This window comes from Nocardia sp. NPDC059691 (genome assembly GCF_042733915.1).
Taxonomy (GTDB): Bacteria; Actinomycetota; Actinomycetes; order Mycobacteriales; family Mycobacteriaceae; genus Nocardia; species Nocardia sichangensis.
The window spans coordinates 172,244-192,595 of sequence record NZ_JBHWFB010000010.1; the positions used below are offsets into that span (position 1 = coordinate 172,244).

At 69.0% G+C, this 20,352-nt stretch carries 19 protein-coding genes; 5 read left to right on the plus strand and 14 right to left on the minus strand.

Translation table 11 applies throughout. From position 1 onward, the window contains the following. Positions 1-104 precede the first annotated feature (104 nt). Positions 105-737 carry a TetR/AcrR family transcriptional regulator gene (locus tag ACFV2O_RS22715; RefSeq protein ID WP_379253662.1) on the minus strand — a complete coding sequence of 211 codons (633 nt, stop codon included), beginning with the start codon at positions 735-737 and terminating at the stop codon, positions 105-107. A gap of 109 nt (positions 738-846) precedes the next feature. Here ACFV2O_RS22715 and ACFV2O_RS22720 point away from each other — a divergent pair, with 109 nt between their 5' ends. From ACFV2O_RS22720 to ACFV2O_RS22740, 5 genes are all read left to right on the plus strand, one after another. Beyond that, positions 847-1,929, plus strand: a complete 1,083-nt coding sequence (locus tag ACFV2O_RS22720; protein WP_379253514.1) for a hypothetical protein — start codon at positions 847-849, stop codon at positions 1,927-1,929. After that, on the plus strand, positions 1,890-2,315 hold the full coding sequence (locus ACFV2O_RS22725) for a hypothetical protein (RefSeq protein ID WP_379253515.1): 426 nt from the start codon (positions 1,890-1,892) through the stop codon (positions 2,313-2,315). The genes ACFV2O_RS22720 and ACFV2O_RS22725 overlap by 40 nt, the downstream gene beginning before the upstream one ends. An 86-nt stretch (positions 2,316-2,401) precedes the next feature. Further along, a complete protein-coding gene (locus ACFV2O_RS22730) occupies positions 2,402-3,244 on the plus strand; it encodes a dienelactone hydrolase family protein (protein ID WP_379253516.1) in 843 nt (280 codons plus the stop codon). A 105-nt stretch (positions 3,245-3,349) separates the two neighbouring features. Further along, positions 3,350-4,576, plus strand: coding sequence for a thiolase family protein (locus ACFV2O_RS22735; RefSeq protein ID WP_379253517.1), 1,227 nt, complete (start codon positions 3,350-3,352; stop codon positions 4,574-4,576). A 3-nt stretch (positions 4,577-4,579) separates the two neighbouring features. Next, positions 4,580-6,133: a class I adenylate-forming enzyme family protein gene (locus tag ACFV2O_RS22740; protein WP_379253518.1), complete on the plus strand. Its 1,554-nt coding sequence runs from the start codon at positions 4,580-4,582 to the stop codon at positions 6,131-6,133. 72 nt (positions 6,134-6,205) lie between these two features. Here the strand turns inward: ACFV2O_RS22740 and ACFV2O_RS22745 are convergent, their stop codons facing one another. From ACFV2O_RS22745 to ACFV2O_RS22805, 13 genes are all read right to left on the minus strand, one after another. Beyond that, entirely contained in the window at positions 6,206-7,492 is a 1,287-nt protein-coding gene (locus ACFV2O_RS22745; RefSeq protein WP_379253663.1) for a uracil-xanthine permease family protein, read from the minus strand. A 47-nt stretch (positions 7,493-7,539) separates the two neighbouring features. Next, positions 7,540-7,794: a hypothetical protein gene (locus tag ACFV2O_RS22750; protein ID WP_379253519.1), complete on the minus strand. Its 255-nt coding sequence runs from the start codon at positions 7,792-7,794 to the stop codon at positions 7,540-7,542. Positions 7,795-7,802: 8 nt separating this feature from the next. Continuing rightward, on the minus strand, positions 7,803-9,128 hold the full coding sequence (locus tag ACFV2O_RS22755; protein WP_379253520.1) for a UDP-glucose dehydrogenase family protein: 1,326 nt from the start codon (positions 9,126-9,128) through the stop codon (positions 7,803-7,805). Continuing rightward, positions 9,121-10,071, minus strand: a complete 951-nt coding sequence (locus ACFV2O_RS22760; RefSeq protein ID WP_379253521.1) for a glycosyltransferase family 9 protein — start codon at positions 10,069-10,071, stop codon at positions 9,121-9,123. The genes ACFV2O_RS22755 and ACFV2O_RS22760 overlap by 8 nt, the downstream gene beginning before the upstream one ends. Then, positions 10,062-10,751 carry an SDR family oxidoreductase gene (locus ACFV2O_RS22765; RefSeq protein WP_379253522.1) on the minus strand — a complete coding sequence of 230 codons (690 nt, stop codon included), beginning with the start codon at positions 10,749-10,751 and terminating at the stop codon, positions 10,062-10,064. Before ACFV2O_RS22765 ends, ACFV2O_RS22760 begins: the two co-directional genes overlap by 10 nt. A gap of 21 nt (positions 10,752-10,772) precedes the next feature. After that, positions 10,773-12,155: a PfkB family carbohydrate kinase gene (locus tag ACFV2O_RS22770; protein WP_355074205.1), complete on the minus strand. Its 1,383-nt coding sequence runs from the start codon at positions 12,153-12,155 to the stop codon at positions 10,773-10,775. After that, complete coding sequence (locus ACFV2O_RS22775) at positions 12,152-12,715, minus strand: SIS domain-containing protein (RefSeq protein WP_355074204.1); 564 nt, start codon at positions 12,713-12,715, stop codon at positions 12,152-12,154. Before ACFV2O_RS22775 ends, ACFV2O_RS22770 begins: the two co-directional genes overlap by 4 nt. Next, positions 12,712-13,755 carry a glycosyltransferase family 9 protein gene (locus ACFV2O_RS22780; protein ID WP_379253523.1) on the minus strand — a complete coding sequence of 348 codons (1,044 nt, stop codon included), beginning with the start codon at positions 13,753-13,755 and terminating at the stop codon, positions 12,712-12,714. Before ACFV2O_RS22780 ends, ACFV2O_RS22775 begins: the two co-directional genes overlap by 4 nt. Continuing rightward, positions 13,752-15,251 carry an HAD-IIIA family hydrolase gene (locus tag ACFV2O_RS22785; protein ID WP_379253524.1) on the minus strand — a complete coding sequence of 500 codons (1,500 nt, stop codon included), beginning with the start codon at positions 15,249-15,251 and terminating at the stop codon, positions 13,752-13,754. The genes ACFV2O_RS22780 and ACFV2O_RS22785 overlap by 4 nt, the downstream gene beginning before the upstream one ends. After that, positions 15,248-16,870 (minus strand): carbamoyltransferase, encoded by a 1,623-nt coding sequence (locus ACFV2O_RS22790; protein ID WP_379253525.1) that lies wholly within the window; start codon positions 16,868-16,870, stop codon positions 15,248-15,250. The genes ACFV2O_RS22785 and ACFV2O_RS22790 overlap by 4 nt, the downstream gene beginning before the upstream one ends. Before the next feature lie 120 nt (positions 16,871-16,990). Continuing rightward, entirely contained in the window at positions 16,991-17,962 is a 972-nt protein-coding gene (locus tag ACFV2O_RS22795; RefSeq protein ID WP_379253526.1) for an NAD-dependent epimerase/dehydratase family protein, read from the minus strand. Positions 17,963-17,970: 8 nt separating this feature from the next. Then, a complete protein-coding gene (locus ACFV2O_RS22800; protein ID WP_379253527.1) occupies positions 17,971-19,278 on the minus strand; it encodes a glycosyltransferase in 1,308 nt (435 codons plus the stop codon). Between the two features lie 31 nt (positions 19,279-19,309). Further along, complete coding sequence (locus tag ACFV2O_RS22805; protein ID WP_379253528.1) at positions 19,310-20,287, minus strand: glycosyltransferase; 978 nt, start codon at positions 20,285-20,287, stop codon at positions 19,310-19,312. Between the last annotated feature and the right edge of the window lie 65 nt (positions 20,288-20,352).

The window sequence follows — 20,352 nt, forward strand, 5'->3', positions numbered from 1 at the left end:
CGTCGGGTCCACGACCCTCGACAAATTACGCTACTCGACTTCGATCGACGGTGGCGCCGCGCACTTCTGACGCGCTCGACGCGGTCCGAGTAGGCGGCGCGCTCTCATTCGCCGCCCTGCCCGATGTGGGGCCGCACGAGGGGCAGGTAGATGGTGTCGATGATCTCGGTGATGGTGCTGTCGGGGATGGTGGTGACGCCGCGGACAAGGTACTCGTTGCGCAGTAGATCGACCGCCACGGTCGCGATTCGCGGCGACAGTGCTTCGGGGCGGGCTTGGCCACGGGCGATGGCGCGACCGAGAATCGTCAGCCATCGGGTGACGCTGGTGTCGAACAGCTGATCTCGAACTTCGCGGAGCAGGTCCGGTTGGCTGTGCATTTCGGTGGCCAGTACGTGCAGTAGGTCTCCCTGTCGTGACGTCATTCGGTCGGCGGCGGCGCGTAGTACCGCGAGTGCGTCCGTGCGCAGGTCGCCGGTGTCGGGCACGTCGTCGGTCAGGGCGGCATCGCGGAACGCCGCGACCGCCAGTGCCGCGCGGCTGGGCCAGCGGCGATAGATCGTGGTTTTGTTGGTTCCGGCGCGGGTGGCGACTCGGTCGATGCCGAAGCCCGCGTAGCCGACCTCGGCGAGTTCTTCCGCCGCCGCTCGCAGTATCGCTTGTTCCAGCACCTCGCCACGCCGTCGCGGCGCCTTGCGGTGATCGTCCGCGCGGCTCGGCCCGTCCGGCCCACTCATTCCGTTCACTTAGAGGACTATACGTCCCTTGGTGGCGGAATCCCGTGGTAGCTTGGCTCACTAATAGAGTACTAATAGTCCTCTATTTGGCGCTGAAAGGAGCACGACCATGGCCTCTGCCGTATCCGCGGATGAACTGCTGCCCGGAATTCGTCTCGGGGTGGTGCGTGGCACCACCTACGGGCTGTTCGGCCGACCCGAGGAGTTCGTGCCACAGGCGCGGGCGCTGGGCGCAGGCATCGTTCGGGTGAACATTCACTGGTCGCAGGTCGAGCCGGAACCCGGCCGGTTCGATCTGCACGTGCTGGACGCGTTGCTGGACCAACTCGCCGACGGCGACGAGGCGTGGGTGACGGTGTGCGCGGGTTCGCACTGGGCCACGCGGCGCGCCACCCGGTGGCTGCCCGCGTCGCCGGCCATCGACATCGACCGCTACCATCGCTTCGTCCGAGAGCTCGCCGCGCACCAGCCGGGCCGAATCCGTTTCTGGCAGTGCGAGATCGAGCCATGCCTGCCGTTGTTCTGGGCCGGTACGGCCGGTGACTATGTCGCTCAGCTGCGGGTCTTCCACGAGGCCGTGAAACAGGCGGACCCCGCGGCGCTGGTGGTACTCGGCGCGGCGGTGCCGGGGGCGATGCTTGGCGACGGACCGGCCGGAGCGCACACCTGGGGGCGCTTCTTCGGAGAGGTGCTGCGGGACGGAGCGGAGCATTTCGACGTTTTCGACATCCACCCCTACGGCGACCCGTACACCGTCCCGGAACTGGTGCGAGCATGCCGAGCGCAGCTGGCCGCGCACGGATGCGAAAAGCCGGTCGTCGCAAGTGAACACAGTGGGCCGCTGCCCACGGATTTCCCGGACAATCTGCCGCATCTGGCCGATGTGCTCGCGGTTCATCAGCAGCAGTTCCTCGGGAAGGCTCCAATGCCCGACACCCTCGAAGAGATCGAAGCCGCGGCGGACGCGCCGGTGGTCGAGCTCTACCAGCGCATGGCCGAACTGCCGCCCACGTTGCAGATGTTCATGAACGGGTGCGCACCGGAACTGGAGGAACACCGGCACAGGCTGGCCTGCCGGGATGTGGTGGTGCGCACGATGCTCGCGCTCGCCGAGGGCATCCGGCGCAACTTGTACTACCCGATCGCCCCCGAATGGAGTTCTATCGCGACAGCCGTGCCGCGGGTGCGCTGATGTTCGGCAAACTCCAGCTTCTGGACAGTGCGGGCGCAACCATCGGTCGACGGCATCCGGCCGCCGACACCTTCGAGTTGATGGCACGCCTGCTCGACGGCGCCACCCGGGTTCGGCGGATCACCGTCATCGATCGTCCCGACTTGTACTTGTTCGAAGCCGAGCGGAATCACGGCACTCCGGCGCTGGTCGTCTGGGAGCGGCGCGGCATGGCCGATCAGGATGATTCACCGAACGAATTCGTCTGTGACTGGCCGTTTCTCCGGGCGCATGTAGTGGATGCCCACGGTGCTCGTGTGCCGGTCGACATCGCTGGGGGAGTGCTTCGGGTCCCGGTCTCGTCGACGCCGCTGTTCATCGACGGCGCTGTCGAGGGACAGCGGTGACTCCGGGCGCATCGGGGAACATTTTTCCTATAACCGGCGAGTCCTGCCGGTCGATAGTGAGGGCCCATTCACGAGAAGGGCTACACATGAGCGACGACGATCTTCACGACTTCGAGCGCGATTCGTTCACCTACGACGGCAAGACCCGCGCACTTTTCCGCCGAGGCGCCGGTCCCGCCGTAATCGTCATGGCGGAATTCCCGGGCATCTCACCCGAGGTGTTCGACTTCGCCCGCCGCGTCGCGGGTTTGGGGTGCACGGCGGTGGTGCCGCACCTGTACGGCAACCCGGGTCGTGACCCCAGCCCCGCCGCGCACGGGCTGGTCTCCGCGTTGGCGAACGTCGCCGGTCAGCTCGGGCCGATCTGCGTCAGCCGGGAGTTCGTGGTGCTGGCCACCGGCCGCACCTCACCGGTCGTGCACTGGCTGCGTGCGCTGGCCGAACACGAGCACCGCCGCTGCGGCGGACCGGGTGTCGGTGCCGTCGGGATGTGCTTCACCGGTGGATTCGCCCTCGCCATGGCGGTCGACGACCGTCTGATCGCGCCCGTACTGTCCCAGCCGGGGCTGCCGCTGGGTTTCACCTCGCGACAGAAATACTCCATCGACCTGTCCGCTTCGGACCTCGCCCGCGTCAAACAACGTTGCGCCGACGGACTTTCGGTCATGGGCCTGCGATTCTGCGGTGATCGACGTTCTCCGGCCGAACGATTCGACTTCCTGCGCGACCAACTCGGCGAGGCGTTCATCGCGATCGAACTAGACGACGCCGCCGCCAACCCGGACGCCGTGCTCGATCCCCACTCGGTCCTGACCGAACACCTCATCGACGAACCGGGCCAACCTACCCAGGCCGCCCTACACCGAGTACTGGATTTCCTCGGCAGTCGACTCCTGGCGGATCACCAGCCGATCGGTGAGCGCCCTTAGCGACGACTCCTGTCGTCCCGCGAGGTCGATGCGACTCCGCACCGCCTTCGGCGCGGGCCGGCGTCGATCGGACCGCATCGACGACTTCGAATCGAAAGGAAAATCATGACAACCCCCGTCTGGGTCGCCGGTGTCGGAATGACGCCGTTCGGCAGACACCCCGGAAAGAGCGTCAACGATCTCACCCGCTGGGCCGTCACCGACGCGTTGCGGGACTGCGGTGCCTCCGCCGACGCACTCGACGCCGCGTTCTTCGGTACCGCCACGCAAGGTGCGCTCGAGGGCCAGCACATGATCGCGGGGCAGATCGCCTTGCGGGCCTCGGGTATTCAGCGCATTCCGATCGTGAACGTCGAGAACGCCTGCGCTACGGGCGCCTCCGCGTTCGCGCTCGCGGTGGATCGGATCCGGTCGGGGGCCGCCGAGGTCGCGCTGGCCGTCGGCGTGGAGCGCATGCACGTCGACGACCCCGAACGAACCATGGCGGTGTTCGACAGCGCCTACGACGTGTCCGATCCCGCCACACTCGAGCGCGTCCTGCTGGAGTTGGGTGGTGACGTCGACGACCACGACCTGGGGCGCCGCTCGGTCTTCATGGACATCTACGCGGCTATCGCTCGCAACCACATGCGTCTGCACGGCACGACCCAGGAACAGATCGCCGCGGTAGCGGCCAAGAATCACGACCATGCGGCCGACAACCCGCGCGCGCATTACCGCAAGCCGATGACCGTGGCGGACGTACTCGCGGGGCGGCAGCTGTCGTACCCGCTCACCGTCCCGATGTGCGCGCCGATCACCGACGGCGCGGCCGCGGTGATCGTGTGCAGCGAGGCCGGGCTCCGGCGGCTCGGCGCGCCGAAATCGGTGCAGGTTCTCGCCGCCGTCCTCGGCAGCGGAGCGGACCGCGACGCGACGACCTTCGAGGGACACCCGAGCCGTACGGTATCCGCACGCGCCTACGAACTGGCAGGAGCCGGTCCGGAGGACATCGACGTGGCCGAGGTTCACGATGCCACGGCATTCGGCGAGATCCTGCAGACCGAGTTGCTCGGCCTCGTTCCGCTCGGTGCGGGTGGACCGGCGGCGCTGCGCGGTGAGACCACGCTCGGGGGCAGGATTCCGGTGAATCCCTCCGGCGGCCTGGAATCCAAGGGGCATCCTCTCGGGGCGAGTGGGCTCGGCCAGATCTTCGAGCTCACGGAACAATTGCGCGGCAACGCCGGTCCGCGTCAGGTGGACGGGGCGCGAATCGCGCTGGCGGAGAACGGCGGTGGTTTCCACCGCGGCGAGGAAGCGGTCACTGCCGTCATCGTGCTGGGAAGGGTGTGAGACATGGCCATCATCGATTTCTTCGATCGAGGCCGGGCGATCAATCCGGCGGGCGTCGCCTACCGGACCGACGACGAGACCTGGACTTTCGACGAAGCCGGTGCGCTGTCGTGCCGAATCGCCCATGCGCTACTGAGCGCCGGCATGCGGCGCGAATCGAAAATCGCCGTGCTGTCGCCGAACTCACCGCTGGCGTGGATCTGCGTACTCGGCGCATGGCGCGCGGGCGCGGCGTGGGTCCCGCTGAACCCGGCGCATCCGGTGAGCGAGAACATCCGGCTGTTGCGGCGCTTCGACGTGGAAGTGTTGTTCTACCACCCTGCTCTCGCCGACCAGGTAGCGGAACTGAAGACGGCAGCACCCGGGGTCGGCGTATACATCGCGTTGGCGGCAGGGACCGACGATGTGACCCTGCGGGACTGGACCGCCCAGCATCCCACCGCGCCACCACGGGTCGGCTACGCCATGGACGATGTGGTCGCAGTGGCGCCGACCGGCGGAACGACCGGTGCACCCAAGGGCGTCATGAACACGCACCGCAGTCTGTCGGCGATGGTGACCCACCAGATGATGGCGCTGGTCCATCCGGCGGGCGCACCCATCGTCAACCTGGCCGCGGCCCCGATGACGCACACGGCCGGGCTGTTCAGCCTGCAGGCCACCGCACGCGGGGGCGCAGTCGTCATCATCCCGCGCGCGACACCGGAGCGGGTCCTCGATGCCATCGAGCGGCACCGCGTCACGGATCTGTTCCTTCCGCCGACGGTGATCTACCGCTTGCTCGAGGTGCTGCGGCAGCGGACCGCCGACACCTCGTCCCTGCGCTACCTGACCTACGGCGCGGCGCCGATGTCGACCGAGAAACTCCGCGCCGGAATCGAGCGGCTCGGGCCGGTCTTTCTGGAAGGCTACGGGCAAATGGAGGCCCCCGCGGCGATCTCGTTCCTGCGGCCCGACGAGCACCTGATCGACGGACAGGTGGCGCCCGAGCACCGACTCGGTTCGTGCGGACGACCCTATCCGCTGGCCACGGTGGCGATTCTGGACGAGTCCGGGGCGGAGGTGGCCGCGGGTGTGACCGGCGAGATCTGTGTCCGGGGCGATCTCGTGATGAAGGGCTACTACAAGGATCCCGAACGCACCGCGGAGACCATTGTCGACGGATGGCTGCACACCGGCGACCTGGGGCATCGCGACGCGGAAGGCTACCTCCACATCACCGACCGGAAGAAGGACCTCATCATCTCGGGCGGTTTCAACGTCTTTCCCGGCGAGGTCGAGCAGGTGATCTGGAGCCACCCCGCCGTGCGGGATTGCGCGGTGGTCGGCGCCCCGCATCCCGACTGGGGTGAGGTCGTGACCGCTGTGGTCGAACTCGAGGCGGGGCAGAGCGTTGGCGACGCGGAGCTGATCGCCCGGTGCCGCGAGCGGCTCGGCCCGGTGCGGGCGCCCAAGGCGGTCGTCTTCGTCGACCAGCTCCCTCGCAGCGTCAATGGCAAGGTCTTGAAGAAGGAAGTGCGGGAGCGATTTTGGGCCGACCGCAGCACGAGGATCTGAGGGTCGTGCTCGTATTCCTCCAGGTTCCCAGCGCATGGAGCGTCGATCGCTGTTGCCCGGAATCGCCGACGGTCACCGATCCGTCGGTTCCACCGGCTTCCGCACCCCGTGCGCGTTGTCAGGGACGACCGTCCCGCGCCATCCCCCGATGAGCCGCATGGCGTGGTAGATCACCAGCGCGGCGACGGCGCCCAGCGTGATGCCGCCGAAGTCGAGTTCGCCTACCACCCATGTGAAGTCGGCGATGCCGATGACCAGCGGGATGGCCGCGGTGAACTGGTTGATCGGCTTGCCGAAGTCCACCCGGTTGCTCACCCAGATGTGCACGCCGAGGATTCCGACCAAGCCGTAGAGTGCCGTCGTCACGCCACCGAGCACCCCGGCCGGGATGGCGGCGATCACGGCTCCCACCTTCGGTGAAAGGCTGAGCGCGATCGCCGCGGCGCCGGCCACCCAGTACGCGGCGGTGGAGTACACCTTCGTCGCGGCCATCACGCCGATGTTCTCCGCGTACGTGGTGGTCGCCGAACCGCCGCCGCTGCCCGCCAGTACGGTCGCCAGACCGTCGGCCGCCAGCGCGCGGCCCATGCGCCGGTCGTAGTCGATACCGGTCATCGTGGTGATCGACTTGACGTGCCCGATGTTCTCGACCACGAGCACCAGGACCACCGGCAGGAACATCGGGATCACCGAGAGGTGGAAGCTCGGTGCGTGGAAGTCGGGCAGCCCCACCCAGGAAGCCTTCCCGATCGCCGCGGTGTCGACCTCGCCGCGGGCGAGCGCGAGCAGATAGCCGAGCACGACACTGGTGACGATCGCCAGCCTGCCGAGCAACCCGCGAAAGAGCACCAGACACAGGATCAGCAGGACGAGCACGACCGTCGCGGTGATCGCGTCCTTCTCGAAATTCGTCTTGGCGGTCGGCGCCAGGTTCAGCCCGATCAGGGCGACGATGGTGCCGGTGACCACCGGCGGCATCAGCGCTTCGATCCAGTGGGTGCCTGCGAAGTGCACCACCGCGCCGATGACGATCAGCACGACGCCCACCACGACGATGCCGCCCAGCGCCGCACCCATTCCGGCGGAGGCGGTGGCCGCGAGGACCGGAGCGATGATGGCGAAACTCGAACCCAGATAGCTCGGCAGCCGGTTGCGGGTGATCACCAGGAACAGCAGGGTGCCGACTCCGGAGAACAGCAGCGTCGTCGACGGTGGGAACCCGGTGAGGACCGGCACCAGGAAGGTGGCGCCGAACATCGCCACCACATGCTGCAATCCGATGCCGATCGTGCGCGGCCAGGTCAATCGCTCGCCGGGCGCGATCACCGCGCCGGTGGCGACCGGAGTCCACCGGAACATCGATCCGGTTCGCGATTCGGGCGTCGTCATGGGAGCAGTGTGCGGCATCAACGGCCGGCGCGCTGTGCCGGACTCCCTCGGCCGAGATGTCGCGTGCTGTCGTGCCGCGCGTCGACCTCGTCCTGTGCCCCGTAGGCGTGGGCGCCGGACGGTGCCGAAGTCGTCGCCCACGCCTTCGCGGTGTAGCCCGGCTGCACCAGCCAGGCGGGGGTGCGGGCGTAACCGACGCCGGACGGCGTTCCGGTGGCCAGCAGGTCGCCGGTGCCGAGACCGGCTTCGCGTACTCGACCTGGGCCCTGCACGAGCGTGTCTAAAAGGTCCGTCCGGCGTCGGACGCGCCGGTGGTGCCGTTGCCCAGCACTGTGAATCCAGTGCCGGTGAGCAGGCGCTCGTCGAGAAGGTTTCTCGTGTCGACGATTACGGGTCGGTCGACGTCGGTCGCGAGTTCGGCCCAGTCGAGCGAACGGAATTCGGGCCACTCGGTGAGGATCACCAGCGCGCCGGCGTCTTTCGCCACCAGGTAGGGGTCGTCCACCACGCGGATGCCGTCCAGACCCGGGGTGCCCGCCGGCACACACGGGTCGTAAGCGGTGACCACGGCGCTGTGCCGGGTCAGCTGCCGCGCGACCGCGACGGCGGGGGAGTCGCGCAGGTCGCCGGTTCCGGCTTTGAACGCGAGGCCGAGCACGCCGATCCGGGTCCCGGCCAGCGAGCCGTCGACCGAATCGGTGACCGCGCGGCGGATCTTGCGCAGCACCATCGCCTGCTGACGGTCGTTGGCCTGCAAGGCATTGCGAACCATGGCGAAGTCCACACCCCGAGCTTCCGCGGCACGCAGGAGCGCGCGCGTGTCCTTGGGCAGGCACGAGCCGCCCCAGCCGGGGCCGGGAGCGAGGAAGGCGGGACCGATCCGGTCGTCCATCCCCATCGCGCCGGTGACCTTGGTGATGTCGGCGCCGACTCGTTCGCACAGTTCGGCCAGTGTGTTGACGAACGAGAGCTTCACCGCGAGAAACGCGTTGCTGGCGTACTTGGCCAGTTCGGCGCTGGCAGAGTCGGAACGCAGCACCGGTGCGCCCGTTCCGGCGTAGAGCGCCGCGACACGGTCGGCCGACTCCCGATCGTGCTCGGCCGCGCCGAGGAGAACCCGGTCGGGGCGCAGGAAATCCTCGACCGCGTGGCCCTCCCGGAGGAATTCGGGGTTGCTGACCACCGCCGTGCCCGCGAGACCGGACAGGGCGGGAATCCGCGCCGCCGTCCCCACCGGGACGGTGGATTTGGTGACGAGCACACAGTCCGGCGGCAGGACGGTGGCCAACGTCCTCAGCGCGTCCTCGAGTACGCCGAGGTCGGCCGTACCGCCGGTGCCCATGGGCGTGGGAAGGCACAACAGGACCACTTCGCATTCGTGCAGCGCCTGCGCGTCCGATGTGAAGACCAGCCGATTTTCCTCCAGTCCCTCTCGAACCAGTTCCGGCAACCCGGGCTCGACGATCGCGACCGCACCCGTACGCAGCGCCGCGACTTTGGCTTCGTCGTTGTCGACGCAGATCACGTGGTGTCCGAGGTGGGCGAGGCATGCGGCGCTGGTGAGCCCCACATAACCGGCGCCGACCACGCCGACGCGACTACCCATGGCGGACCCGCTGTCCGAGCAAGTCGGCCGCGACCGCGAGCACATGTTCGGGTCGCACCATGAGCAGGCCCGGGTCCGGATAATCGGCGTGCGGGTCGCCGACCGTCCCGGCCCACAGCGCGATGTGGTGTTCCGCGTGCGGGGGCGGCCCCCACCGGTTCGGGGGCGTGGGCCCGAACAGCACTACCGACGGTGTGCCGAACGCGGTGGCGAGATGCCCGACGCCGGTGTCACCGCACACGATCAGAGCCGCGTCGGCCACCAGTGCGGCGAGTTCGGTCAGATCGGTGCGTCCCGCGTACACCGCCGAGGGCGGTAGCCCGGCCTTCTCGGCGACCGCGTTGGCCAAGCGCATTTCGTCTCTGTTCCCGGTGATCACCACTCGATGACCGTCGGCGACGAGTTCACGCGCCACTCGCGCGAAGCGTTCGGACGGCCAGCGCCGCGCGGGATACGCCGCGCCGGGATGGATCACGACCGCATTCGATTCGGGGGCGGGTCGCGGTGGGGCCGGCAGCAGCAGTGCGGTTGGATCGGCTTCGATCCCACCGTATTCCAGCAGCTGGCACCAGCGATCCACTTCGTGCTCGTCGTCGCGCCACGCGGGGCCGGGCAGGTCGGGAAATTCCGGATTGTGGTGGGTCAGTAGTGCATCGGGGCCTGCCGTCAGCAGATCGCGGATGCTCTCCGGTCCTTTGCCGTGCAGGTTGACCGCGAGACTCGGTGGCGCGGTGGGCCATCGAAGCGCACCAAGTCCCGCCGTCGGCAGCAGTTCGTCGACCGCGTCGATGAGGCCGACGAGGTCACGCAGCGCTTCCGGCGCCGCGAGCACCACCCGGTGGCCGGGGTGGGCGCTTCTGATCCCGCGCAAGGCGGGCACGATGGTCAGCAGGTCGCCGAGCCCGAGTGCCCGCAGCACCAGGATCGTGCGCGTCAGGGCCACGATCCCTCTTCCGAGGCGCACACGACCATCTCCCTGACTTCGCAGCCCGGCGGCTGCCGGAGCGCGAAGACCACCGCGTCGGCGACGTCCCGCGGTTGGTTGAGTTTCGCGTCGGGCGGCGGCTTGTACTGCTCGTCGCGGTCGTCGAAGAACGCCGTGTGCATCCCGCCCGGGATGAGCAGGGTCACCCCGACGCTGCCCGCCGTTTCGGCGGCGAGCGCCTTGGTGAAGCCCACGACGCCGAATTTCGAGGCGCAATAGGCGGTCGCATGACCGACCGCCTTGACGCCCAGGGTGGAAGCACACGTCACGACCGTTCCCTTGCTCTCCCGCAGCGCCGGAAGGGCGGCACGAATCACGGCGGCGGTGCCGAACAGATTGACCTGGACCACGTATTCCCATTTCTTCGTTGGCACTTGGTCCAGTGGGCCGCAGGCGTCGGTCCCCGCCGCGGTGAACACGCCGTCGATCCGGCCGCCCGTGCGCTCGATGATCTCGTGCACGGCTTGTTCGGCGGCGACGGTGTCGGCGAGATCGGCACGCACGAAGTCGACGGGTGCCTCGGGCTCCACCCGGTCGATCACATAGGGGCGGCCCCCGTTCGCGCGGACGGCGGCGGTGACCGCCGCGCCGAGCCCGGAAGCGCCACCGGTGATCAGGACATTGCCGAGGGTTCGCATCGCGCTCCTTACGTTCTCGGGTCAGCCGCCGACCTGGCTCGCGGTGACCAGTTGTGTAGTCGAGTAACCGGGAACAGTGGGGATCAGCGCGATCTCGCCGCCGTAACCGCGAACGACCGCGGCCTCGGGGAGATCCACGCCGGAGTAGTCGCCGCCCTTGACCCACACATCGGGGCGAAGGCGGTCCAGCAGTGCGCTCGGCGAGGATTCGTCGAACACGACGACGGCGTCGACCGAGGACAGTTCGACGAGCAGCCGGGCACGGTCACGTGCGGTGACGATCGGCCGGCGCGGCCCTTTCAGGCGCCGCACCGACGCATCGGAGTTGAGGCAGACCACCAAGGCGTCACCCATGGCGCGAGCCTGGCGCAGCAGGCTCACATGGCCGGGATGCAGCAGATCGAAACAGCCACCGGTGGCGACGAGTCGGCCGCCACGCGCCCTGATCCGCGCCGCCACCTCGAACGCCGACTCGTTCGTGTCGGTCGGCCCCGCCGTGGCCACGGCCGTGCTGTCGCACGTGGACAACGTGGCCGCGCCGCCCGCCGCGACGAACCTGGCCGCCGCGTCGACCGCGTGCGACACCGCGTCGGCGACCGTGGAGCCGCCGAACAGGGCGGCGGTCGCGGCCGAGGCGAATCGGTCACCCGCGCCGCAAGTGTCGGAACCGGGATGCCCGGCGAGACGGACGTCGGCAGGTACGGGAACCACAGTGAGCCGTTTCCCGTTGGCCAGGACCGCTCCGCCCGGACCGGTGGTAACCGCGACGGAATCCGCTGCCCACTCGTCTCGCAGCACCTTCGCCAACTCGTCGGGTTCGACATATCCCGGCGCGAACTGGCGTGCCTCTTTCAGGTTCGGCGAGACCAGTTGTGCTCCCGGTGTCGGCGCGGGGCCACGCGGGTGCGGATCCCACACCACCGGTACCGACCGAGCCAGTTCGGTGAGCAGGCTCCGGATCCGGGGATGCGCGGCGACACCCCGGCCGTAGTCCGCCACGAGGATCGCCCCGGCCGCCCGCAGTGTCCTGGTAACCGCGGCGCTCACCGAGCCGCCGTCCGCGGTGCCGTCGCCGGTGTCCATTCGCAACAGCGACTGTCCCGCGGCGCGGACGCGGGCCTTGCGAACCGTCTTGCCGCGCAGCGCGATCGGAACGACTCGAACGTGCTGGTCGAGGAGCCGGGTGAGGATGCGGCCGTCGTGGTCGTCGGCGGTCGCCGTGATGAGCGAGACCTCGGCGACCGACTGCGCGGCCAGCGCGGCGGCCAGCCCGGCACCGCCCGGGCGTATCCACTGGCGTTCCACGTCCACGACGGGCACGGGAGCTTCGGGCGACAACCGCTCCGCGACGCCTTCGATGTCGACGTCCAGAATGCTGTCGCCCACCACGACCAACGGCTTCATGTCGGTACCCCCAGTGCATCGTCGAGCGCCGAGCACAGAGCGTGCACCAAGACCAGATGCACTTCCTGCACAGTGGCCGTGGTGGGCGCGTCCACGGCGACGGCGTCATCGCACAGCGCCGCGAGCGGATTGGGCGCGGGCCCGGTCATGGCCCACGTGACGACGCCGATGTCGTGCGCCGCTTTCGCCGCGGCAACCACGTTGTGGCTGGTGCCGCTGGTGGACAACAAGACGAGGATGTCGTCGGGCCTGCCGTGCGCGCGGACCTGGCGCGCGAACAGTTCGGTCTCGCCGTAGTCGTTGATGATCGCGGTACCCGCCGAGGTGTCGGCGTGCAGCGCGATCGCCGAGAACGGACGGCGCTCGTTGCGGAAGCGGCCGACCAGCTCACCGGTCAGGTGCTGGGCTTCCGCGGCGCTGCCGCCGTTACCGCAGGCGAGCAACCGTCCACCGTTGGCGAGCACGACCGCGAGTTGCCTGCCCCATCTGCGGATATCGGGTGCGAAGCAACTGGTGCGGTCCAGCGCCGCGTGCAAAGCCGCGAAATGGTCCTCGATCACCCCGCACCTCCTGTCCGCAGGCGCGTGAGGCTGCCCGCACCGAGTTCTTCCGCCACCGTGACGACCTGCTCGGGGGTGATCGAGTCGAGGCACGGATGCCCCGCCACCGGGCAGACCCGGGCTCTGCTGCCGCGGCACGGCGCGCGTTGGTCACCGAGCATGGCCACCGGCACGCCGTAGGGCGCCCACCGCTCGGCGGGCACGACCGGTGCGAACAGCGAGACCACGGGTGTCCCGACGGCCGCGGCGAGATGCGCCGGGCCGGTGTTGGGCGCCACCACGACGCTCGCGTCGCGGAGCACGGCGGCGAGTTCGGGCAGGGTCGTGGCTCCACCGAGATCGATACCGTGTCTGCCCGCGACGGCGCCGGTGAGCGGCCGGTCGGCGGGAGCGCCGGTCACGATCACCCGGTGACCGGCGCTGGTCAGTGCGGCGACGATGGCCGCGGAACGGGACGAGGACGGCTGCCGCGCCGGTACCGACGCGGCCGGATGCATGACCACGTAACCCGGTTCGCCGGTGAGCCCGCCGACCTTCGGCAACGGCTGCCGGACAGCGAGTTTCCCGTCGTCGCCGGGCGGCAGCCGGAAGCCGGCCGCCGCGGCGAGCGACAACGCCCGTTCGGCTTCGGGCGGATCGCCCTCGACGCGATGGCGCAGATCCAGCAACGAACCGGGGTAGTCCTCCGAGATCGCGCCGATCCAGGGAATACCGGCCATCCGAAGCAGCAGCGCCAGCGGCAGCGGCGACTGGTGGAAGGACGTGAGGATCAACGCGAGATCCACCTCGAGCGCGCGTATCCGCTCGATAAAGGCATCGATACCCGCCGACGTGACCGCGGGTGGCTCCAGATCGATCCACGGAGCGCGCCACGTCACGACCTGCTCCACACCCGGCAGAAGATCTGCGGCGGCTCGGCCGCGCGGCCCGGCCAGCAGCGTCACCGAATCGACCTGCGCGGCCACCGCTCGGACGCACGGCCCCGCCAGCAGCACATCGCCGAAATTGTCCATGCGGGCCACCAGCGCCCGGCCGGTCACGGCACACCCGCCATCGCCAGCCGGACGGCCTCGGTCAGATCCCGCGCCACAGTCGCTTCGCGACGCGCGCGGTGCACCTCGCCGGGAAGGGTTCTCGCAGTCGGCACCAGGATCGCGCGTGCGCCCGCGGACTGCGCGGCGGCGACGTCGGCGCCGGTGTCGCCGATGACCACACACCTGCCGACGTCGACGCCGAGATCCGCCGCGGCCTGCCGGATCAGGCCCGGCTCCGGTTTGCGGCACCCGCAGCCGTCGCCTTCGCCGTGCACGCACACCTGCCAGGTCGCGAACGGTCCGAGCAGATCCTCGACTCGGGAGTTCACCGCGGCGAGCTGTTCGGGGCTGATCAATCCTCGCGCTACGCCGGACTGGTTGCTCACGATGCCGAGCTGGATGCCCGCCGCGCGCACTTTCCGCAGCGCGTCGGCGGCTCCCGGCACCGGCTGGACCTCGGTGGGGTCGGCGAGGTAGGGGACATCGATGATGAGGGTGTCGTCGCGGTCGAACAGCAACGCCAGCGGCGAGGCGTGGGTCGCGTTCCGGTGACGCAGCTCGCCGCGCAGTCGGTGCCAGCACGCGGCCGGTGGAATCAGCGCGCTGCTCAGCGTCATCCGGCCGATCTCGCCGGGTGTTCGGGGTCCTGGTGCGATCCGGCGCGCTGCGAACGCACCGGTCAGCGCCGTCCAGATGGCCGCGAAAACGAGGGCGGGCAGTTTACGGCCCGCGACGCCGAGCGCCATGGCCAACGCGCCTGCGGCCGTAGTGAACGCGTGGCGGCGGAGAAGTCCGGCCTCTTCGCCGATCCGCTGCCGCCATCGAGCGCCGTATTTCCGCCGCAATAGGGCGTTGTCGGCGTTCCCGCGTTGTGCTCGGACACTGGCCATCGGTCCCGATTCGCGAAGCGGGTGGCGAGTGACGCGTTGTCCGGCCGCGATGACGTAACCCGCGAGGCAGACCCGGAGTGCCAGATCGGCGTCCTCGCGGAACGCCCGCGGGAACCGTTCGTCGAAGCCACCCACCGCGATCAGCGCGGACCGGCGATAGGCCATGTCCGCCGTGATCCACCGCGCCGTGGCCAGCCGTGCGATCCCGCGTTCGGCGTCGGTCGGCCTGCGGTGCTTCGGCAGTGGAACCTCGATGCGGGCCGTGGAAGCCGCCGTGTTGTCGTCGAGATCACGCAGGTCCTCGGCCAAGCGGGCGGGCCAATCCGGCGCGGTGAGCACATCGTCATCGAGGAAAGCGATCCAGGTTCCTTCGGCATGCCGCCACCCGGCGTTCCTGGCCGCGGCGGGTCCGCGTCCGCCCGAGCGGATGACCTGAACCGAAGACACCGTCGCGGGCAACGGTAGGTCCCCGGCTCGGGGCCGATCGTCCACCACGATGATCTCCCGTGGTTTCGGTCCCGACGCTGTGTCCAGCGACTCGAGCAGCGCGCGAAGACTTTCCCGGCCCATGGTCGGGATCACGATGCTGTAGTCCACGGTGGGGCCGTTCATGGGCGACGGACCACGAATGAGCCGATGGCGAGCAGATCGATGGGTGCCGAACCGAAGCATTCGAGGGCGTCGCGCGGTGAATCGACCATCGGCCTGCCCGCCGTGTTCAGGCTGGTGTTGATCACTACCGGCAGACCCGTGTGCCGCTCGAACTCCGCCAGCATGCGTGCCAAAACCGGCTTGTCGGCGGGATCTACGGTCTGTACCCGCGCGGTGCCGTCGACATGTGTCGCGGCGGGAATCCGCTCTCGCCACTCCGGCGCGACGTCGTGCACGAACAGCATGTACGGGCTCGGCAGCGGCCCGCGTCCGAAGATCTCGGACGCCCGGTCGGCGAGCACCATCGGTGCCAGCGGCCGGAACTGTTCGCGCCCCTTCACATCGTTGAGGCGTTCGAGATTCGCCGACCGGCCGGGGTGAGCGAGCAGCGAACGGTGGCCGAGTGCGCGCGGGCCGAATTCGGACCGGCCCTGGAACCAGGCCACCACCTGGTCTTCCGCGAGCGCTTGCGCCACGTCCGCCGCGATGTCGTTGGATTTCGTGTACCGGACCTTGGCCGTGCGGAGCACGGTTTCCAGCTCGGCGTCCGTCCATTCGCGGCCGAGGTCGGCGCCCCGCATCGGGGTGACCCGCTCCCCGAACTCGGCCGCCAATTGCAGCGCGGCGCCCAGTGCGGTGCCCGCGTCGCCCGCGGCAGGCTGGACCCAGATCCGCTCGTAGGGGCCTTCGGCGTGCAGACGGCTGTTGGCCACGCAGTTCAGCGCGATGCCACCGGCCAGCGTGAGGGTTCGCTGCCGGGTCTGGCGATGCAGCCAAGAGGTCAACTCGAGCAACACGTCCTCGAGTCGTCGTTGGACGCTGGCGGCGAGGTCGGCGTGGTCTCGGCCGAGCTCACCGCCGATCACCGTGGGGGCGAAGTCCGACCAGTTCACGGCCTCGGTACGGAAACCACCGTCCCGGGTGGAGTACACGAGTTGGCGGAACCGATCGAGGAATCGGGGGGTGCCGTAGGAGGCCAGTGCCATGACCTTGTATTCGTCGCTGGACCGGGTGAAGCCCAGATGCTCGGTGAGGTCCTCGTACATCAATCCGAGCGAGTGCGGCAGCCGCTGTGCCGCCAGCTCCACGAACTTGCCGTCTCGATATTCCCCGGCGAGATAGGACTGGCTCTCGCCGCGTCCGTCGGCCACCAGCACCGCCGAGTCGCCGGACGGGGCCGCGAGGGCCGCGGACGCGGCGTGCGCCAGGTGATGTCGCACGAAACGCACGATGGTGGGATCGAGGCCGGGCAACGCGGCCGCGAGGAAAGCGGGCGCTCGGAACGCGTAATCCGTTCTGGTCGCCTCGCTTTTCCGATCGAGACCGCCGAGCGAATGATCGACCAGTGCCGGGTCGTAGGAGTAGCCCACCGCGTCGAGTTGGTCGGGGCGTAACCCCGCTCGCTCCAGACACCATGCGGCGGCTTGTTCGGGCAGTTCCCATGCGGAGAAGGGCACCGGGCGCTTGCCGTGCTTGCGACGGGTGAACCGCTCTTCCTCGGCGGCCGCGACGATTTCGCCGTCCACGATCAGAGCCGCAGCAGGATCATGAAATACCGCGTTGATTCCGAGAATGCGCACGGGCCGCCTTTCTGTTCGAGACGCGGTTCGAGACGCGCGGGACCCGGTTCGCCCGCTGGCATACAAGGGGGGCGCTACCCGGTGAAGTCGCGACTAAACCGATCCGCCGTCGGGCGCCGCTCAGCGCACGGACTCTTCGGCCGACTCGGCGGTGCGCCCGGCGAACCAGTCGATCGTGCGGCGCAGTCCTTCCTTCCTGCCGATCAACGGCCACCAGCCCAATTCGCGCCGGGCCAGCGAGATGTCCGGGCAGCGCCGTTTCGGATCATCGATCGCGCTGTCGACATACGTCACGATGGAACGGCTGCCGGTTGCCGCTCGGATCTCCTCGGCGAGGCCGCGGACGGATATCTCGTGCGGATTACCGATGTTGACCGGCCCCGGATGGTCGGTCGACGCCAGCGCGAGCAGGCCGCGCACCGTGTCTTCGACATAACACAGCGAGCGGGTCTGCTCGCCGGTTCCCGCGATGGTGAGCGGTGCGTCCGCCAACGCCTGTGCGATGAAGGTGGGCACCATCCGGCCGTCGTCGGTACGCATGCGGGGACCGTAGGTGTTGAAGATCCGGGCGATCCCGGTGTTCGCGCCACGCTCCCGGCGAAATGCCATCGTGAAAGCCTCGGCATACCGCTTCGCCTCGTCATAGACGCTGCGCGGCCCGACCGGATTCACGTGACCCCAGTAATGCTCGGGTTGCGGGTGGACACCCGGGTCGCCGTAGACCTCGCTGGTCGATGCGAGCACGAAACGAGTTCGATGCCGCTCGGCCGAATCGAGGGCGTTGGCGGTGCCGAGGGAGCCGGCTCGTAGCGTCTCGATCGGCAGTCGCAGGTAGTCCGGTGGCGACGCGGCCGACGCGAGGTGGAAGACGACATCGAAGAAGCCCATCGTCGGCAGCGGCTCGGTGACGTCGTGCTGGATGAGGTCGAATCCGGGACGGGCGAGCAGCCGGGCGACGTTGTCCGGTGTGGACGTGGCGAAGTTGTCGAGCGCGACCACGACGGTGCCCGCGTCGAGCAACTGCTCACAGAGGTGGGATCCGACGAAACCGCATCCACCGGTGACCAACGCGCGTTCGCGGGGTTCGGACATGCTGTGGCCTACCCGCGGCCGCTCGCGCGAAGACCACGATCTGTCGACGGTGACTCGGGAGCAAGCTTGCCGCTGTCGCCGGTGCCGTCGAGCGAACGGCTGTCGGTGGGCCCATGTCCGTTGCGTGCGCCCGCGCGTGCGGTCACCCGGCGGTACGCGTGGAGGGTTTCGGCGGCGATCCGATCCCATGAATAGCGCGACTCGACACGCTCGCGCCCGGCGCGGCCGTAGCGCTCCCGGACCCCTGGTGTGGTCAGCAGCTCGCCGACCGCGTCGGCCAGTTCCGCGGGCTCCCGCGGTGGAACCAGCCTGCCGGTCACACCGTCGACGACGGTATCGATGAGGCCGCCGACCGCGGTGGCCACCACGGGAACGCCGCACGCCATCGCTTCGAGTGGCGTCATCCCGAAGGGCTCGTACCACGGCGTGCACACGGCCACGTCCGCCGATCTCAGGAGCGGAGCTATCCGGGTCCTCGGCACCCGGCCCAGCATGCGCAGCCGTTCTCGTACGCCGAGTTCGTCCGCCAGGGCCAGCAGCCGCCTGCCCTCCGGGTCGTCGGATAGCTCGGCATCGTCCGGCCCGCCGACCAAGACCAACTCGGCGTTCCGCAGTCCGGTGAGCGCGGTGATCGCGGTGTCGAAACCTTTGCGGGGCACCAACCTGCCGACGCTGATCATCCGATACTCGGCCGACTTCGGCTCTTTCGGTCCCTCGGGTGCGAACTGTTCGAGGTCCACGCCGCACGGGATCACCGAAGTCTTGGACCGGGGGACGCCAAGCCTGGCCAGTTCGAACACCTCGTCGGTGCAGGTCGCGATGATCCGGTCGGTTTGTCCGGCGATCAGCCGTTCGAGGCGTATCCGGTCGGCCGGACTGGTGTCGTTCGCGCCTTGGTGGCGGCGCTTCACCACGCCCAGCGCGTGAAAGGTCTGCACGACCGGAATGTCGGTGGGGCGTGCCCCCGACAGGGCGGCGAGTCCGGACATCCAGAAATGCGCGTGCACGACATCCGGCCGCAGGTCGCGCCAGTGCTCGCGCAGGAAAATGCCGAATTCGACCATGTGCGGCAGCAATTCGTCCTTCGGCAGCGGACGAGCGGGACCGGCCGGGACGTGGACGACGCGGTAACCCTGTTCGGCGGTGACCGTGTCGGGCGCGTCCGCCTCCTCGCGGCGCGTGTAGACGGTGACCTCGTGTCCCTGCCTGCACAGGGCGGCGGACAGCTCGGCGACATGAACGTTCTGCCCACCGGCATCGACGCCGCCCAGCACCGCGAGCGGACTGGCGTGTTCGGACACCATCGCGATCTTCATGATTCCGCCTTCTCTCTCCGGGACACTGCCTTCATTCGGTGACCTCGGCGAGCAGGGCATCCCACCGGCGCAGGAAGACCTCGAGGCCGTAGTGCTCGAGCGCGAACTGCCGTCCCGACTTGCCCGCCAGCGCCGCGAGATCGGGTTCGTGGAGGAACTCGTGGAACTTCGCGGTGAGCACCGCGACATCGGTGGAGACGGCACCGGCTTCGGGCGGCACCGCCATGACGGCCTCGGTGGTGGCGAGGGCTACCACCGGCATGGCCAGGTGCATGGCTTCGAGAAGGGACAATCCGAGCGAGGTCCAGCGCGCGGTGTGCAGGTACACCCTTCTGCGCGCCATGTCCGGATGCAATGCCGACTGCCGCAAGTCGCCGATGCCGCGGATCGGGTGCCCGGTGGACCTGTTCGCCGTGTAGTCGCCGGCTCCGATCCCGTACACATCGATCGGTCCCGCCATCGCGAAGTCGGGCAGGAGATCACTCCCGGTGATCCTTCCGCGCCGCATCGGCTCGTTGATCAACGCCACGCCATGGGGCAGTTCACCGGTGTAGCGCGCGCCGGGGTCGACGATTCCGTGCGGCACCACCCGGGTGGGCGCGCGTCCGCTGTCCCACATCAAGTCGTTGAAATGCGTGACGTGCACGAGCGGGATGTCGGCGCGATCCGCCAGCGGATGCCTGCTGGTGGCAGCACTGGGCCGCGGCGCGTTGTGCTCGACGAAGACCGCGGGAATATCGGCCCCGGGACGACGGCCGAGCCATCGTTCGGTGAGCTCGATTTCCTCCGGGCGCTGGAGCACGACCACGTCCGGCTCGGTTTCGCGCAAGTGGTCAGCGGGCACCTCCGCGGCGGACGGCCAGTCGCGGCCGCACCGTCCACGGCCCCACGGCCCGCCGCCTTCCACCACGGGCAGCAGATAACGGTGCCGCCCTCGGACGAACGACGTCGTCCACGAGCCGTGCACGTGCCACAGCAGCACCGTGAGCCGCTCGATCTTTTCGGCCATGCCGGTAGCTCTTGCCTATTGCCGCCGGATCAAACCTGGTCGGCGCGGCCTGACAGCGAACTTGT

Excerpts from the sequence above, each read along its gene's own strand:
- ACFV2O_RS22715 (WP_379253662.1), bottom strand. The coding sequence starts at position 737 with ATGAGTGGGCCGGACGGGCCGAGCCGCGCGGACGATCACCGCAAGGCG.
- ACFV2O_RS22720 (WP_379253514.1), top strand. The coding sequence starts at position 847 with ATGGCCTCTGCCGTATCCGCGGATGAACTGCTGCCCGGAATTCGTCTC.
- ACFV2O_RS22725 (WP_379253515.1), top strand. The coding sequence starts at position 1,890 with ATGGAGTTCTATCGCGACAGCCGTGCCGCGGGTGCGCTGATGTTCGGC.
- ACFV2O_RS22730 (WP_379253516.1), top strand. The coding sequence starts at position 2,402 with ATGAGCGACGACGATCTTCACGACTTCGAGCGCGATTCGTTCACCTAC.
- ACFV2O_RS22735 (WP_379253517.1), top strand. The coding sequence starts at position 3,350 with ATGACAACCCCCGTCTGGGTCGCCGGTGTCGGAATGACGCCGTTCGGC.
- ACFV2O_RS22740 (WP_379253518.1), top strand. The coding sequence starts at position 4,580 with ATGGCCATCATCGATTTCTTCGATCGAGGCCGGGCGATCAATCCGGCG.
- ACFV2O_RS22745 (WP_379253663.1), bottom strand. The coding sequence starts at position 7,492 with ATGTTCCGGTGGACTCCGGTCGCCACCGGCGCGGTGATCGCGCCCGGC.
- ACFV2O_RS22755 (WP_379253520.1), bottom strand. The coding sequence starts at position 9,128 with ATGGGTAGTCGCGTCGGCGTGGTCGGCGCCGGTTATGTGGGGCTCACC.
- ACFV2O_RS22765 (WP_379253522.1), bottom strand. The coding sequence starts at position 10,751 with ATGCGAACCCTCGGCAATGTCCTGATCACCGGTGGCGCTTCCGGGCTC.
- ACFV2O_RS22770 (WP_355074205.1), bottom strand. The coding sequence starts at position 12,155 with ATGAAGCCGTTGGTCGTGGTGGGCGACAGCATTCTGGACGTCGACATC.
- ACFV2O_RS22785 (WP_379253524.1), bottom strand. The coding sequence starts at position 15,251 with ATGAACGGCCCCACCGTGGACTACAGCATCGTGATCCCGACCATGGGC.
- ACFV2O_RS22795 (WP_379253526.1), bottom strand. The coding sequence starts at position 17,962 with ATGTCCGAACCCCGCGAACGCGCGTTGGTCACCGGTGGATGCGGTTTC.
- ACFV2O_RS22800 (WP_379253527.1), bottom strand. The coding sequence starts at position 19,278 with ATGAAGATCGCGATGGTGTCCGAACACGCCAGTCCGCTCGCGGTGCTG.
- ACFV2O_RS22805 (WP_379253528.1), bottom strand. The coding sequence starts at position 20,287 with ATGGCCGAAAAGATCGAGCGGCTCACGGTGCTGCTGTGGCACGTGCAC.